The sequence below is a fragment of the Nostocoides sp. genome (assembly GCF_037045025.1).
Taxonomy (GTDB): Bacteria; Actinomycetota; Actinomycetes; order Actinomycetales; family Dermatophilaceae; genus Nostocoides_A.
Genome location: NZ_JBAOHM010000011.1, coordinates 353,344 through 368,543, shown reverse-complemented (window position 1 = coordinate 368,543; position 15,200 = coordinate 353,344). Strand labels below are relative to the sequence as shown.

Annotated in this window: 17 protein-coding genes; 4 read left to right on the top strand and 13 right to left on the bottom strand. The window is 68.8% G+C overall.

Features of this window, described 5'->3' with window-relative positions; genetic code table 11:
• Nucleotides 1-4: 4 nt before the first annotated feature.
• The 5 genes from rplW to V9G19_RS12815 form a co-directional block, all read right to left on the bottom strand.
• Entirely contained in the window at nucleotides 5-304 is a 300-nt protein-coding gene (gene rplW / locus V9G19_RS12835) for a 50S ribosomal protein L23 (RefSeq protein ID WP_462285803.1), read from the bottom strand.
• Nucleotides 301-984: a 50S ribosomal protein L4, sunset domain variant gene (gene rplD, locus V9G19_RS12830; protein WP_462285802.1), complete on the bottom strand. Its 684-nt coding sequence runs from the start codon at nucleotides 982-984 to the stop codon at nucleotides 301-303. The genes rplW and rplD overlap by 4 nt, the downstream gene beginning before the upstream one ends.
• A gap of 4 nt (nucleotides 985-988) precedes the next feature.
• A complete protein-coding gene (rplC, locus tag V9G19_RS12825; protein WP_462285801.1) occupies nucleotides 989-1,645 on the bottom strand; it encodes a 50S ribosomal protein L3 in 657 nt (218 codons plus the stop codon).
• An 11-nt stretch (nucleotides 1,646-1,656) separates the two neighbouring features.
• Nucleotides 1,657-1,965 (bottom strand): 30S ribosomal protein S10, encoded by a 309-nt coding sequence (gene rpsJ, locus V9G19_RS12820; RefSeq protein WP_019146773.1) that lies wholly within the window; start codon nucleotides 1,963-1,965, stop codon nucleotides 1,657-1,659.
• 295 nt (nucleotides 1,966-2,260) lie between these two features.
• Nucleotides 2,261-2,836 (bottom strand): GNAT family N-acetyltransferase, encoded by a 576-nt coding sequence (locus tag V9G19_RS12815; protein ID WP_462285800.1) that lies wholly within the window; start codon nucleotides 2,834-2,836, stop codon nucleotides 2,261-2,263.
• A gap of 132 nt (nucleotides 2,837-2,968) precedes the next feature.
• On the opposite strand from V9G19_RS12815, the gene V9G19_RS12810 reads away from it, so the two are divergent.
• On the top strand, nucleotides 2,969-3,490 hold the full coding sequence (locus V9G19_RS12810) for a mycothiol transferase (RefSeq protein ID WP_462285799.1): 522 nt from the start codon (nucleotides 2,969-2,971) through the stop codon (nucleotides 3,488-3,490).
• 9 nt (nucleotides 3,491-3,499) lie between these two features.
• Here the strand turns inward: V9G19_RS12810 and V9G19_RS12805 are convergent, their stop codons facing one another.
• From V9G19_RS12805 to V9G19_RS12775, 7 genes are all read right to left on the bottom strand, one after another.
• On the bottom strand, nucleotides 3,500-3,928 hold the full coding sequence (locus tag V9G19_RS12805; protein WP_462285798.1) for a hypothetical protein: 429 nt from the start codon (nucleotides 3,926-3,928) through the stop codon (nucleotides 3,500-3,502).
• 8 nt (nucleotides 3,929-3,936) lie between these two features.
• Nucleotides 3,937-5,034 carry a trypsin-like serine peptidase gene (locus tag V9G19_RS12800; RefSeq protein WP_462285797.1) on the bottom strand — a complete coding sequence of 366 codons (1,098 nt, stop codon included), beginning with the start codon at nucleotides 5,032-5,034 and terminating at the stop codon, nucleotides 3,937-3,939.
• 233 nt (nucleotides 5,035-5,267) lie between these two features.
• The gene (gene tuf / locus V9G19_RS12795) at nucleotides 5,268-6,464 is read right to left on the bottom strand and encodes an elongation factor Tu (protein WP_462285796.1); all 1,197 of its coding nucleotides are present in this window, start codon (nucleotides 6,462-6,464) and stop codon (nucleotides 5,268-5,270) included.
• A gap of 109 nt (nucleotides 6,465-6,573) precedes the next feature.
• Complete coding sequence (gene fusA / locus V9G19_RS12790) at nucleotides 6,574-8,676, bottom strand: elongation factor G (protein ID WP_462285795.1); 2,103 nt, start codon at nucleotides 8,674-8,676, stop codon at nucleotides 6,574-6,576.
• Between the two features lie 114 nt (nucleotides 8,677-8,790).
• Nucleotides 8,791-9,261 carry a 30S ribosomal protein S7 gene (rpsG, locus tag V9G19_RS12785; protein ID WP_462285794.1) on the bottom strand — a complete coding sequence of 157 codons (471 nt, stop codon included), beginning with the start codon at nucleotides 9,259-9,261 and terminating at the stop codon, nucleotides 8,791-8,793.
• On the bottom strand, nucleotides 9,261-9,635 hold the full coding sequence (rpsL, locus tag V9G19_RS12780; protein WP_462285793.1) for a 30S ribosomal protein S12: 375 nt from the start codon (nucleotides 9,633-9,635) through the stop codon (nucleotides 9,261-9,263). The genes rpsG and rpsL overlap by 1 nt, the downstream gene beginning before the upstream one ends.
• A gap of 295 nt (nucleotides 9,636-9,930) precedes the next feature.
• On the bottom strand, nucleotides 9,931-10,734 hold the full coding sequence (locus V9G19_RS12775) for a thioesterase family protein (protein ID WP_462285792.1): 804 nt from the start codon (nucleotides 10,732-10,734) through the stop codon (nucleotides 9,931-9,933).
• A 92-nt stretch (nucleotides 10,735-10,826) separates the two neighbouring features.
• Between V9G19_RS12775 and V9G19_RS12770 the strand changes: the two genes are divergently transcribed.
• Nucleotides 10,827-11,714, top strand: coding sequence for a hypothetical protein (locus V9G19_RS12770; RefSeq protein WP_462285791.1), 888 nt, complete (start codon nucleotides 10,827-10,829; stop codon nucleotides 11,712-11,714).
• A 181-nt stretch (nucleotides 11,715-11,895) separates the two neighbouring features.
• On the opposite strand, the gene V9G19_RS12765 is transcribed toward V9G19_RS12770, so the two are convergent.
• A complete protein-coding gene (locus V9G19_RS12765) occupies nucleotides 11,896-12,126 on the bottom strand; it encodes a hypothetical protein (RefSeq protein ID WP_462285790.1) in 231 nt (76 codons plus the stop codon).
• A 44-nt stretch (nucleotides 12,127-12,170) separates the two neighbouring features.
• Between V9G19_RS12765 and V9G19_RS12760 the strand changes: the two genes are divergently transcribed.
• On the top strand, nucleotides 12,171-14,495 hold the full coding sequence (locus tag V9G19_RS12760) for a sensor histidine kinase (protein WP_462285789.1): 2,325 nt from the start codon (nucleotides 12,171-12,173) through the stop codon (nucleotides 14,493-14,495).
• A gap of 5 nt (nucleotides 14,496-14,500) precedes the next feature.
• Nucleotides 14,501-15,160, top strand: coding sequence for a response regulator transcription factor (locus tag V9G19_RS12755; RefSeq protein ID WP_462285788.1), 660 nt, complete (start codon nucleotides 14,501-14,503; stop codon nucleotides 15,158-15,160).
• The last annotated feature ends 40 nt before the right edge of the window (nucleotides 15,161-15,200 follow it).

Genomic DNA, 15,200 nt, shown 5'->3' with positions numbered 1-15,200 from the left:
CTCCTCAGGCGCCCGCGCCGAAGATGTCGATGGCGCCCTCGCGCAGCGTGACGATCGCGCGCTTGGTGTCCTTGCGCTTGCCGGCCCCGAAGCGGGTGCGGCGCGCCTTGCCGGGTCGGTTCATCGTGTGCACGGAGTCGACCTTGACGCCGAAGATCGACTCGATGGCGATCTTGATCTCGGTCTTGTTGGCGCGGGGGTCGACGATGAAGGTGTACTTGCCCTCCTCGAGGAGGCCGTAGGACTTCTCCGAAACGACCGGCGCGATCAGGATGTCGCGTGGGTCCTTGGCGGGGGTGCTCATTCGGACTCCTCCGTCGTGGTGTCAGCGGCCGGGGCGTCCTGGACCTCGGGAGCCGCCGCGTCCTGGACCTCCTGGCTCGCTGGGCTCCGGCCGGTCACAAAGGCGTCCAGGCTGGCGCGGGTGAAGACGATGTCATCGGCGCACAGCACGTCATAGGTGTTGAGCTGATCGACGGCCAGGACGTGGACATCGGCCAGATTGCGCACCGACAGCAGCGACACCATGTCGGCGCGGTCGAGGACGACGAGCAGGTTGGGGCGCTCGGTCAGTCCGCTGAGCAGTTCGGCGGCCTGCTTGGTCGAGGGCGCCTCGCCGGTGACGAGGGACTCGACGACGTGGATGCGGCCATGACGTGCCCGGTCGGACAGGGCCCCCCGCAGGGCGGCGGCCTTCATCTTCTTGGGGGTGCGCTGGGTGTAGTCGCGCGGCTGCGGGCCGTGGACGGTGCCACCGCCAGCGAACTGCGGCGCCCGGGTCGAGCCCTGGCGAGCGCGGCCGGTGCCCTTTTGGCGGTAGGGCTTGCGGCCACCGCCGCGGACCTCGCCGCGGGTCTTGGTGGCGTGGCTGCCTTGGCGCGCCGCGGCGAGCTGGGCGACGACGACCTGATGGATGAGCGGGACATTGGTCTGCACGTCGAAAATCTCGGCGGGCAGGTCGATGTCGATCACCTTGGCGGTCATGGGATCAGGCTCCCTTCGCGGCGCTGCGGACGAGGACGATGCCACCGCGCGGACCGGGCACGGCCCCCTTGATCAGCAGCAGGCCGCGCTCGGCGTCGACGGCGTGAATCGTCAGGTTTTGGGTGGTCTGACGCTCGCCGCCCATCCGGCCGGCCATGCGCATGCCCTTAAAGACCCGGCCCGGGGTGGAGCAGCCACCGATCGAGCCCGGTTTGCGGTGGTTGCGGTGGGCGCCGTGGGAGGCCGAGACACCCTTAAAGCCGTGCCGCTTCATAACGCCCGCGAAGCCCTTGCCCTTGGTGGTGCCCGAGACGTCGACGCTCTGGCCGGCCTCGAAGACCTCGACGGTGACCTCGGACCCGACCGTGTAGTCGGCGGCATCGGTGGTGCGCAGCTCGACCAGGTGGCGACGCGGGGTGACGCCGGCCTTGGCGAAATGGCCGGACATCGGCTGGTTGACCTTGCGGGGGTCGATCGCGCCATACGCGATCTGGACGGCGTCGTAGCCGTCGGTCTCGACGCCCCGCACCTGCGTGACGACGCAGGGGCCGGCCTGGACGACGGTGACCGGGACGAGGCGGCTGTCGGCGTCCCAGACCTGCGTCATCCCGAGCTTCTCGCCGAGCACGCCCTTGACGGGGCGCACAGTTGCGTGAGTCATGTCGGCGGTCCTTAGAGCTTGATCTCGATGTTGACGTCCGCCGGCAGGTCGAGACGCATCAGCGAGTCGACGGCCTTGGGCGTCGGGTCGATGATGTCGATGAGGCGCTTGTGGGTGCGCATCTCGAAGTGCTCGCGGGAGTCCTTGTATTTGTGGGGGCTGCGGATGACCACGAAGACGTTCTTCTCCGTGGGCAGCGGCACCGGTCCGACAACGGTCGCGCCCGCGCGGGTCACCGTGTCGACGATCTTGCGCGCCGAGCTGTCGATGACCTCGTGGTCATACGACTTCAGCCGGATGCGGATCTTCTGTCCCGCCATCGTGTGGTCGTCTCTCTCTCGCCGTCCAACTACCAAAATCCAGGTCGGCTGCACCGGGCCACCTCCGACCCCCGCGCTCGGGTGTGTCGCACCCGCTCCGCGGCCCGACGGCGTGCGGTTTCCCGCGACCGTTGGGTTGATCGGTTGGTCCGGCATGGCCGGGCTTGCACGTTCCCGCGTGTGTCGCCCCGCCTGGTCAGGCGGTTCGATGCGTTCTCACGGCGGGCGCACGACGGGGGTCGACGCCGCACAAGCAACCTGACTATCTTGCCATGCCGAGCTTGCGCAGGCCAAATCAGCCCTGGTGATCGCGGCTCTGCGCGAGCCACTCTTCCCGGGTGATCTCGGCGAGCCACTCCCCCTGCTCGGCCCCGGGCAGCGGATGCTCCCAGTCGCGATGCTCGATGCCCGTATGCCGCATCCCGATCTTGCGCATCACGCCCTGGCTGGCGTGGTTGACGACCATGGTGTCGGCGACGATCCGTTCGAGGCCGACGGTCGCGAAGCCGTGCCGGACGACGGCGCGGGCGCCCTCGCTGGCGAGGCCGCGCCCCCAGGCCGCCCGGTGGAGGCGCCAGCCGATATCGGCCACGCCGGGTCCTTCCGGGGTGAGCAGCCACCAGCCGACGAAGCGGCCCTCCTCCAGGCCGACCCAGTAGCCGAGGCCCATCGCGTCGTGGGAGGGGTCGGTCCGGGCGAGGAAACGCTCGCGGATCTGATCGGGCGTGCGCGGCCGGTCGAGATAGCGCATCACCTCGGGGTCGGCGTCAAGGCGCTCGAGCTCGAGCTGGTCATCCCAGGTCAGCGGGCGCAGGGTCAGCCGGTCGGTCTGCAGGACCGGCTTGCCCCGCGGTGGGTAGCGCGGGGTCATCGGCGGCCGCGAGTCGAGTGCACGCGGCCATTGTGGTCCTTGGGCGGTCGCGTGGTTTCCGGCCGTGGAAACTCGCGACCGGCTCACCGGGATGCGCGAAGCGGCGCGCTGATCGGTGGCAGGCTTGGTTTCATGGATGCCCGGGAGGTCCTCATCGATGCCGCGTCACGACCGCTCGACAGCGCTCGGCAGGTGCTCGACGGCATACCCCTTGAGGTTCTGAACCGGATGCCGGATGCCGAGCACAGCTCGATCGCCTGGCTGCTCTGGCACGCCGCCCGGCAGCAGGACGCGCAGGTCGCGGAGCTTGCCGGCGCCGAGGAGGTATGGCGATCCGGGGGCTGGGCGGATCGCTTCGCGCTGGATCGGCCGGTCGAGGCGATGGGATTCGGCGACTCCCCCGCTGACGTCGCCAAGGTTCAGGTGTCGGACCCCGCCATGCTCGCCGACTACCTGCAGGCGGTGGTCGCGGCGACGCTCGCCTATGTCGGCGGCCTCGGCGAGAGCGACCTCGATGAAATCGTCGACCGGCGTTGGGAGCCGCCGGTGACTCGCGGGGTGCGGCTGGTCAGCGTTATCGACGACGCCGTCGCTCACGTGGCTCAGGCGCAATACCTGCGCGGGCTGGTGGCACGCTGGACGATCGGCTATTGACGCCGCCGTTCACGGGCGGACCCGGACCGCGCGGTTCCCCAGCGGGTCCGACAGGGGAACCTCGACGCGGGAGGCCTCGGCGATAGCGGCGCACTCACCGGCTCCGGGGATTCCCCCGATCTCCAGGCGCACCGTCACCTGACTGGACCCCTCATCGAGGGTGACCCGAGCCGCGGTACAGGCGGCCGGTCCCGCCGGTCCGCGGAACTCCAGGGTGGCGTCGCCGACCAACCGCCAGGGCCAGGTCACGGCATACGCGGCATCGAGATCGGGTCGAAGGGCGAGTTGTTGGACTGGCGCCGACCCCGACGTCGGCGCCGTGGTCCGCGTGCTCCGCGGGTCCGGCGTGTCCGAACCGCCGGCACTCCCGGGGGCGGAGCAGGCGCAGGCGGCGGCGACTGCCCCGGCCAGCAGGGCCGACCGGAGCAGTCTGGTCACGATAGGGGTCACCAGTCGCCGTTGGCGGCCTGGAGCGCGTTGTAGACGGCGGTGTCAAAGTAGGCACCCGCGTTGCGGTTCAGCGAGGAGTTGTACGTGGACATCACGGTCCGAACGTAGCCCAGCCCGGTGGAGTTGCTGTACTGCCACAGCCACGGGCCCCCGGACGAGCCGCCGCCGAAGCCGCAACCGTCGATCCTCGTGCGATAGGCCCACGTGTCGGCGGCTGTGGTGCCCCAGCAGGCCCACATGACCTTGCCGGAGTTCTTGTTGCCGGGGTAGCCGAACAGCGAGACGTCCCACGAGTAGCCGCCGTTGTAGGCCAGTCCGTGGCCGCCCACGGTGCGGACGACGGTCGTGCCGTAGTCGCCGCCGCTGTAGGTGGTCACGAACCCGACGTCTCGCTGGAAGCCGGGGAGGGTGGCCGTGGTGAGGTACTGGCCGCCGTTGTTGATCCAGGCGTTGAAGGTCCGCAGCCGGTAGGCCTGGAACATCCCGACCGGGGCGGGGTCGCTGGCGTAGCCGTTGTATCCGGGCACGAAGACCAGGTTGTTCAGCCAGTTCCCGCCCTTGCCGGAGTGCACGCAGTGGCCGGCGGTGATGACGACCCGTTCAGATGTGGTGTTGACCGCCGAGGCGGAGCACCAGCTGGTGCTGTTGTAGCCGCCGATGAACAGCTTTCCGTTGGTCCGGGAGAAGTTGGTGACCGGTGGTGTCTTTGCCTGCGCGGCGGCGATCCTGCCGGCCACCGGCGCGGTGGTCTGGGGTGCCTGCCGCGACCTGGCCAGCTTGTCGACGGTCTTGTCGATGACTGCCCGGTCTCCCGGGAGGTCGAGCGACTTCGCCGCCCGCATCCGCGCGCGGGTCCAGTAGGCGAGAACCTTGGGGTCGCCCCCGGTCTTGTCGAAGGCTCGGGCCTCGGCCGCGGTGTAAGTCCGGGCGGCACGCATGCCGGGCAGGAGCACCGGGGCAAGCGTTGACGTGGAGCCGGTGCTCGCGGGAGGTTCGGTCTCGGTGCTCGCGCCGGCGGGAGCCACGCTGAGCCCGATCGTCGAGCTGGCGAGGGTCACGGCGATCAGGACGCGGCGACGGGTGGTTGTGGACATTTTGCGGCAACTCCCCTCGGGTTGTTGGCTGCCAGTGCAGCCACCCTCAATGAGGAACTCGGCCGCGGAGTGATACACACACTGAATGCGATACGTCCGCTAGGCTAGGCGTCGCGGGCCGATGGAGTCCTGGCGCCGCCGCCCAACCGTCGGCGAACCCGAAAGGCGCAGCCCTCGCTTGGCGAGGACCACGCCTTTCGGGGGGTCCGAGGGGCACGACGCCCCCGCAGGTGTTACTTGGTGATCTTGGTGACCCGGCCGGCGCCGACGGTGCGGCCACCTTCGCGGATCGCGAACTTCAGGCCTTCCTCCATGGCGATCGGCTGGATCAGCTCGACCGACATCTCGGTGTTGTCACCGGGCATGACCATCTCGGTGCCCTCGGGCAGGTGGACGACGCCGGTCACATCGGTGGTCCGGAAGTAGAACTGCGGACGGTAGTTGTCGTAGAACGGGGTGTGCCGGCCACCCTCGTCCTTGGACAGGATGTAGACGTTGGCGTCGAACCCGGTGTGCGGGGTGATCGAGCCGGGCTTGACGACGACCTGGCCGCGCTCGACCTCTTCGCGCTTGACGCCACGAAGGAGCAGGCCGACGTTCTCGCCGGCGCGGCCCTCGTCGAGCAGCTTGCGGAACATCTCGACGCCGGTGACGGTGGTCTTCTTGGCCGGGCCCTCGTGGATGCCGACGATCTCGACTTCCTCGTTGACCTTGAGCACACCGCGCTCGATCCGGCCGGTGACGACGGTGCCACGGCCGGTGATCGTGAAGACGTCCTCGACGGGCATGAGGAACGGCTTGTCGATGTCGCGCTCGGGCTCGGGGATGTAGGAGTCGACCGAGTCCATCAGCTCCAGGACGGTCTTGCCCCACTCCTCATCGCCCTCGAGGGCTTTCAGCGCCGAGACCCGCACGACCGGCAGGTCATCGCCCGGGAACTCATAGTCGGACAGCAGCTCGCGGACCTCCATCTCGACGAGTTCGAGGATCTCCTCGTCGTCGACCATGTCGACCTTGTTGAGCGCGACGACGATGTAGGGGACGCCGACCTGGCGGGCCAGGAGGACGTGCTCCTTGGTCTGCGGCATCGGGCCGTCTGTGGCGGCGACCACGAGGATCGCACCGTCCATCTGGGCGGCACCGGTGATCATGTTCTTGATGTAGTCGGCGTGACCGGGGCAGTCGACGTGCGCGTAGTGCCGGCCCTCGGTCTGGTACTCGATGTGCGCAATCGAGATGGTGATGCCGCGCTGCTTCTCTTCCGGCGCCTTGTCGATGTCGTCGAACGCGAACACCGGGTTCAGGTCCGGGTACTTGTCGTGCAGGACCTTGGAGATCGCCGCGGTCAACGTCGTCTTGCCGTGGTCGATGTGACCGATGGTGCCGATGTTGACGTGCGGCTTGGTCCGCTCGAACTTTGCCTTCGCCACTTGCTTGTCCTCCTCAGGACTTCTCTCATTGGTACCGCTTACGACCTTCTCGGCGGACGCGGCGGGTGGGGTGGGTAACGCGTTGGGTGTCGACCGGAGAGTCTACCGGTCACTCACCACGAGTTTTCTTGATGATTTCCTCGGCGACGCTCTTGGGCACCTCGGCGTAGGAGTCGAACTCCATCGAGTAGTTCGCCCGGCCCTGGGTCTTGGACCGTAGGTCGCCGACATACCCGAACATCTCCGACAGCGGGACCAGGCCGCGAACGACCTTGGCGCCGCTGATGTCCTCCATGGCCTGGATGTGGCCACGGCGGGAGTTGATGTCGCCGATGACGTCGCCCATGTATTCCTCGGGCGTGCGCACCTCGACGGCCATCATCGGCTCGAGCAGCACCGGGTCACACTTGCGGACGGCCTCCTTGAAGGCCATCGACCCGGCGATCTTGAACGCCATTTCCGAGGAGTCGACGTCGTGAGCGGCACCGTCGAGCAGCGTCGCCTTGACCCCGACGAGCGGGTAGCCGGCCAGGGTGCCGTACTGCATGGCGTCCTGGATGCCGTGGTCGACCGAGGGGATGTATTCGCGCGGGACGCGGCCACCGGTGACCTTGTTCTCGAACTCGTAGAACTCGCCCTCGGAGGTGTCCAGCGGCGCGAGTGCGATCTGCACCTTGGCGAACTGGCCGGAGCCACCGGTCTGCTTCTTGTGGGTGTAGTCGTACTTCTCGACGCCGCGGCGGATGGTCTCCCGGTAGGCGACCTGCGGCTTGCCGACGTTGGCTTCGACCTTGAACTCGCGCCGCATCCGGTCGACGAGGATGTCGAGGTGGAGCTCGCCCATACCGGCGATGATTGTCTGCCCGGTCTCGTCGTCGAGGCTGACCTGGAAGGTCGGGTCCTCCTCGGCGAGCTTCTGAATCGCGGTGCCGAGCTTTTCCTGGTCGCCCTTGGTCTTGGGCTCGATGGCGACCTGGATGACCGGCTCGGGGAAGGTCATCGCCTCCAAGATCACCGGCTTGGCGATGTCGGCGAGAGTGTCGCCCGTCGTCGTCTCCTTCAGGCCGATCATCGCGTAGATGTGGCCGGCGGAGGCCTTGTCGACCGGGTTCTCCTTGTTGGAGTGCATCTGGAAAAGCTTGCCAATGCGCTCCTTGCGCAACTTGGTCGAGTTCATCACCTGGGTGCCCGGGGTGACCTCGCCGGAGTAGACGCGGACATACGTCAGGCGCCCGAAGAACGGGTGGCTGACGACCTTGAACGCCAGCGCCGCGAACGGCTCCTTGGCGTCGGCCTTGCGGGTGACGTGCTCGTCCTCGTTGCCCGGGGCGTGACCGACCATGTCGGGCACGTCGAGCGGGCTGGGCAGGAAGTCCACGACGGCGTCGAGCATCGGCTGGACGCCCTTGTTCTTGAACGCCGAGCCGCAGTAGATCGGGTTGATCTCGGAGTTGATCGTCATCCGGCGAATGCCGGCCTTGAGTTCCTCGATGGTCAGCTCCTCGCCCTCGAGGTACTTCTCCATCAGCTCGTCGTCGGACTCGGCGACCTTCTCGACGAGCTCGCTGCGGTATTGCTCGGCCCGCTCCTGCAGGTCGGCGGGGATGTCCTCGACCTCATAGTCCTCACCGAGCTTGGTCTCGCCGCGCCAGGTGAAGGCCTTCATCGTCAGCAGGTCGACGACGCCGGTGAAGGTGCTCTCGGCACCGATCGGCAACTGCATGACGAGCGGGGTCGCGCCGAGCCGGTCCGTCATCGTCTGCACGGTGAAGTAGAAGTCGGCCCCGAGCTTGTCCATCTTGTTGACGAAGCAGATGCGGGGCACGTTGTACTTGTCCGCCTGGCGCCAGACGGTCTCGGACTGCGGCTCGACGCCCTCCTTGCCGTCGAAGACGGCGACCGCGCCGTCGAGCACGCGCAGCGACCGCTCCACCTCGACGGTGAAGTCGACGTGGCCGGGGGTGTCGATGATGTTGATCTGGGTGTCGTGCCAGAAGGTCGTCGTCGCGGCCGACGTGATCGTGATGCCGCGCTCCTGCTCCTGCTCCATCCAGTCCATCGTGGCCGCGCCGTCGTGGACCTCACCGATCTTGTAGGTGATGCCGGTGTAGAAGAGGATGCGCTCCGTCGTCGTCGTCTTGCCGGCGTCGATGTGCGCCATGATGCCGATATTGCGGACCTTGTTCAGGTCCGTGAGGACGTCCTTAGCCACTGTGGGTTATCTCATCTCGCTCGTTGCGAATCAGGTGTGTCGTCGGGCGGGCTCACGCCCGCTGCGGCCGTATGCCGCTAGCCGCGGAGGCGAGCGGCATACGTCCTGCTGGGGTCACCAGCGATAGTGCGCGAAGGCCTTGTTGGAGTCGGCCATCTTGTGGGTGTCCTCGCGGCGCTTGACAGCTGCGCCGAGGCCGTTGGAGGCGTCGAGGATCTCGTTCGTCAGGCGCTCGGTCATCGTCTTTTCGCGGCGCTGACGGGCATAGCCGACGAGCCAGCGCAGCGAGAGCGTGGTCGCCCGGTTGGGCTTGACCTCGACCGGGACCTGGTAGGTCGCGCCACCGACGCGGCGGGACTTGACCTCCAGGGAGGGGCGGACGTTGTCGAGCGCGCGCTTGAGCGTGGCTACCGGGTCGGTGCCGGTCTTGGCGCGCACGCCCTCCATGGCGCCGTAGACGATGTGCTCGGCGATCGACTTCTTGCCGTCCAGGAGGATCTTGTTGACCAGCTGGGTCACCAGGATGCTGTTGTAGACGGGGTCGACGACCAGCGGCCGCTTCGGGGCGGGACCCTTGCGAGGCATTACTTCTTCACCTTCTTGGCGCCGTAGCGGCTGCGGGCCTGCTGGCGGTTCTTGACGCCCTGGGTGTCGAGGGCACCGCGGATGATCTTGTAGCGGACACCGGGGAGGTCCTTGACCCGGCCACCACGCACGAGCACCATCGAGTGCTCCTGCAGGTTGTGGCCGACCCCGGGGATATAGGCGGTGACCTCGATGCCGCTGGTCAGGCGCACGCGCGCGACCTTGCGCAGCGCCGAATTCGGCTTCTTGGGGGTGGTGGTGTAGACCCGGGTGCACACCCCGCGGCGCTGCGGCGAGCCCTTCAGGGCAGGCGTCTTGACCTTGGCGGCCTTGTCCTGCCGGCCCTTGCGCACCAGCTGATTGATGGTAGGCAAACTGCGTCCTTCGTTATCGTCGTGACGACCGCACCGTCGCGGCCACTCCTAGTCATGCCCGATGCTCGACCCCCGTGGTCGGGCGTGTCGCTCCGGGCGCTCTCCCCTGCACTCTCCAGCGACCGGCCGCATGGCCGAAGTGGATTGCCCGGCGAGAGGTGTGGGCACATCAGTCACCCTGGACTGCTGCCTGCCTGTGCGGGCACGCGCGCGTGCGGACACACAGACACAAGGTTCAAGTTTAGTGGCCCGGGGCACCCGGACAAAATCGGTTGGGTGTATGGCCCTGGTCGCCTCACCCCGTGCGGGGTCGGACCAGCAGCGACTGGGCGCTGAAGGCGACGATGCCGCGGTGGTCGCTGACCGTCGTCCGGCAGGCGCCCATCCCGACCCCGGCGATGGTGGTCAGGGCGTCGACGCACAGCCACTCCCCGTCCGGCGGCCGCACGATGTGCACGGTCAGGTCGGTGTTGCGGAAATCCCATTCGCGGATGTCGAGTTCGGCGCTGATCCCCGACCCGGAGTCGACGCAGACGAGGATGCGCTGGAGTGGGCTCAGTGCCTCACCCTCGAGCAAGGGCAGGTGCGGCCGCATCCAGACCAGCCCCGGGCCCGCCTCGCCGACCGCGCCGACGATCCACCGCCAGTCGATCGAATCGATGTATCCGCGCACCCAGCCGGGCGGGGGCGGAACGGCCTTGCCCTGGTCCGGGCGGCTGGTCGGCACGCTGTCGTTGACCACGGGTCCCGGGCCGTCCGGCACCGCCCAGGCGCGCGCCTGGGCCGCCGGCCTGCCGGTTGCGACGTCGGCGAGCGTTGCCTCGGCGAGGTGGACGGCGCGGCCGCTACGCAGCATCCGGGCGCTGACCGCGACCTCGCCGACGGGCACGGCGCCGAGCAGGTCGATCGTCATCCGGCTGACCACGAACCCGCCGGGCACCACGGCGGCCTCCAGCGCCCGGCCGAGCAGCGCCGATGGCGGTCCGCCGTGCTGGTGCTCGGCGCTCCACGGCCCGCCGGTGTGCCAGGTGCCCGCGAAGCGGTCACCGTGCTCGCCGGCGCCGAGGAACTCGTAGTAGGAGGGGGCAGCGCTCGTCACCGCCCTAGTCTCTCGCGTCCTGGCCCGGCGCATTCGGCCGGGCCCAACGGTGTTCCCTTGCCGGGTCACCCCCGGGGGCGTACGTTCGGCCTATGGGGTCAGCGCGGGTCCAACTGGTTCGCTTCGCCATCGCGATGATCGCCGCGGTGGCCACGATCGGGTGGAGTTGCGGACCGGCCGGCTCGGTGCCGCCACGGGATGCCGCGGCCGATGACGACGCGTACGTCATGGACGTCGCCGTGGTTCTTGCCTATTGGGCCGAGGACCCGCCGACGGTTGATCCCCGCGCGGGGATGACGGCGGCCGTCGCGGCGGCGGACAGCTACTACAGCACGGTCATGAGCGGCCGGATGCGAGTGCATCTCGCCGCCATGTCGACGTCGTGGCAGCGGATCGAGCTGAGCGAGACCGCCGTCGCGTCCTGCACGGGCTCGGACCTGATGTGGGCCGTCCAAGAGGTGGCGCCATGGGTGGATACCTACGCGCACACGCTGGTGATGACCCCACCCAATCCGGCGTGCGGCTTCGACATCGCCCCAGTGGTCAATTGGGGTTCGGACAGCCAGGCGGGGTGGATCAATCAGGCCGAGCCGCTCGCTGCGGAGGAACTCATCTCCCTCCTGGCCAGCCAGTTCTACGCCGTGCCGGTCAGCGAACTCGTCTGCACCCTGCACGGCACTCGGGTTCCGTTGTCGAACGACTGCCGAGCCGGGGCTCGGCGCGACCCATGGAGTCCCGTCCGCCTCCGCGGGTGGAACTCGCAGCCGTGGGTGGACACGCTCCCGGCCCGGCCACAGCCCATCGGCTACCCCCACCCGCGAGAGGTCTGGGGTCAACTCGGCCCCTTCATTGACGTCGGAGTAGAAGGAAAGGACTGGCGGCGGATCCCGACGGATCAGGGGCCCCAGGTCGTGGAGATCGACCGGGTTGCGCCGCTCGGGCAGGGGCTGCAGGCCGGGAGCGGCCGTCCACGCCGGTGAAGGAGGACTGGACCGCGTGGCCGGCGGCCCGGCATACGGCGGCAATGAGATCGGATCCCGATGACCGGCCGACCTCGGTGAGGACGAGGATCTCCTCCTCGCGCTGCCACAGATAGTCCAAGATGGCGCGCGCCCGGCCGAGCGGCGGGCGAGAGATGTTCAGGGTCAGCAGGGACGGCATCTACCGATGCCAGGCGCGGTAGGCGGCGAACCCAAAACCGATGGCGACCACCGCGAGGATCGCGGCAAGGCGGCGCGGGTCGGTCTTGTTCAAATAGAAGGCGCCGAGCCCGAGGGCGAGGATGGCGGCCAGGCGGGCGGGACCGGCCAGCCGCAACAGCCCGAGGAGGCCGAGCGCGACGAGGGCGCCGCCAGCCAGACTGCGGCGCAGATCCGGCGACTTCTCCTCCATGGTTCCCCACCCTAACCACGGGCCACGCGATTACCATGGCCCCCATGCGGACGGCCCGCAAGGCCTACGTCGACACCCGGGCACGGACGTGGGCCGAGGTCGTCGAGAATGCCATCCGCATCGCGCTGGTCGTCCTCGTCGTCACCTTCAACCTGACGTTCGTCGGTGTCGCCTCCACCTCCGTCGACGTGAGCCAGGCCCGCACGGCGGTCGGAGTCACGCTGATGGCGGCCGCCCTGCTCACGATCATCGCCGTCACGCGCGTATGGCGCTGGCGCGCGCTCGGCAGTTGGGTCGTGCTCGTGATGGGTGCGGCCGGCCTGTGCCTCGCGGCCCCGATGACCCAGGTCTCGCCGCAATTGGCGGACACGTGGTGGCCGAGCGCGTTCATCATCACCACCTGCAGCTTCCTGACGCTGGCGCAAATGCGGTGGGGATGGGCGCTGGCCGGCCTACTGCTGGCGCTCAATGTCGTGATCCGATGGAACACCTGGGCGCCGGCACCGGCGCTGCCACACCTGACCCGGTGGCTTGAGGTGGTGGCCGCGACCGGCCAGATGGTCTTGTTGACCGCATCGGCGTGGATCGTCGGGACCATGTGCCGTCGCGCCGCCCGCTCGGTCGATGCGGCCCGGGAAGAGAACGAGAGCGCCCGGGCCTCGGCCTTGCAGCAGCAGGACGACGAGCGCCGCACCGAGGAAGTCGACCGCTTCGTCCACGACGAGATCCTCCACGTCCTGCGCATGCTCGCGATGGCGGGCGAGCCGGTGACGCTGCCGGAGATCAGGTCGGCGGTCGGGCGGATGCGGCAGCGGGTGCCGGGCCGACGAGCCACCGGCCGGCGGTGGCGGGTCGAGGAGGTGCTGGCCGCCCAGGCCGAGGCCGAAGCCGGCGGTTTCCTCAACTCGGTGAAGGACGACGTCCCGATCCAGGTGGATGTCCGCTCGCCGCTGCGAGTAGCCTTGCCGATGCAGGTGGTCGATGCGGTCCGCGCGGCGACCCGCGAGGCGTTGCGCAACGTCGCCCAGCACGCACAGACCGATCGGGCAAGCGTGGCGGTCGCCGTCCGCGGGATGGTGCTGACGGTGACCATCGCCGACGCGGGGGTCGGTTTTCACCCCCAGGCCACCGAGCGGCGTGGACTGGCGTCCTCGATCGAGGATCGCATGCGGGATGTCGGTGGCGCCGCCACCATCGCCTCTGCCCCCGGGTCCGGGACGCGGGTCCAGCTGACCTGGAGCCCGGCCGAGGACCCGGACCCGTCGGTCCTGGGCGCCGGGTTGATCAGCGAAATGTTCCCTTACCTCGTGCTGATGATTGCGCCTCGACTCGGCCTTGGACTCTGGTTCGGGCTGCTCATGAGCGGCCAATTCCCAGGCGCCGGGATTCTGACGGTGGCTAGCGTCGTTATCGTGGCGGCCGGCGCCGCGAGCGCGTGGAGCGCCCTGCGGCATGATCGCCTGTCCGTTGCCGCCTCGGCCGGACTGACCGCCATCGCATGGGGCGTCACGGTCCTCAACGGGTTGGTGCTCCCCCCCGAGGCCCCACACCCCCGACTCCTGTGGATGCCGGTCGCCGCCGCAGCCTATGTGACGCTGTTCGCGATTTATCGGCCGCGGCGCGAGAGCGTGATCTGCGGTGCCGGGCTCGCCGTCGCCAGCGCCGCATCCACGATGCACACGGTGACATCCGTCGCCGAGTGGATGCCCTATCTCGCGCCGACGATGGCTCCGCTGATCACCTTGGCCTTGGCGATGGCAGTGCGCATCGGGGCGGAGCGAATGGCGTGGGCCCTGTATCAGGCAGAGCATGACTCGGCGCTGGCCGCGGCCATGGCCAATTCGACCGCGGCCTTCGATCGGCGCCTGACCGAACGCCTGAGCAGGGACCTCGAACCGCTGCGGTCGCTGCTGCGAGAGGCGGAGAGTCTCGCCGATGGCGACGACCTCAGCCCGGTGCGATCGCGGGCGGAAGCGTTGGAGGAATCGCTGCGGGAGGCGCTGATGGTCGGTGACCACGTCCACTTGCGGCGGACCATGGCGGATTTGCGCCGGCAGGGCGCCGAGGTCCGCCTGCGGCTGTCCAGCGGCATTCCCGCAGATGTGCTCGACGTCTGCTCCGGTGCGCTTGTTGCCCTCAGCCGCATGCCCGTTTCCCAGGTCGATCTGACCGGCCTGGCCGCCGACGACCGGTGGCGGCTGAGCGTGCTGGTCCACCCCATGCCGGCCAGCGACGTCGCCGAGTCACTCGGCGCGCAGGGCTGGCTCACGACTCCCCTGGAGGATGGGCTGCTCGCCCGTCGGACGGTTGCCTGCGGCCCGTCCCCGAATGGTGCGACTAGTGAGGCGGGTGTGCAGCAACCACAATGACTGCCATGGGTCTGCGCGTGGTTGCCGTCGACGATCATCCGATCGTCGTCGAGGGCATCATGTCGTTGGTCGCCCGCACCGCGCCCGACATCGAACTCGTGGCCTCGGCCACCTCCTGGGAGCAGTTGCGCGAGGCCATCGCCGCGTTGCCGCAGCCGCCGGACCTCGCGCTGGTCGACCTGCATCTGCGCACCGACGAGGAGTCCCTCGAGGCCATCCACGAACTCACCGGGGCCGGCACACCCGTTGTCGTCCTGACCTCGGAACTGCGCCCGGTCCCGATCCGCAAGGCAATCGCCGCGGGCGCGAGCGGGCTCGCGCTCAAGTCCGACCCTGCCGACCAGATCGTCACCACCTTGCGCGATGTCGGGGGACGTGAGTATGCCGTCTCCAGCGACCTGGCCTTCGTGTTGATGACCGACCCCTCGCTCGCGGCCGAATTGGCCCCGCGCGAGATCGAGGTACTGTCGCTGCTCGCCGACGGCGTCCCCCGCAAGTCGATCGGTTCCACCATGCAACCACCGATCAGCCTGTCGACGGTCAACACCTACCTCAACCGCGCCTGCGCTCGCTACCGCGAGTTAGGCAGGCACGTGTGGTCGCCGCGCGATGTGGTTCGCGCCGCAATCGCCGACGGCCACTTGGAGCACATCCCGCGAGGCTGACCGGGCGCTACCCCTCCCGCCCGGTCAGCCGCGATTACTT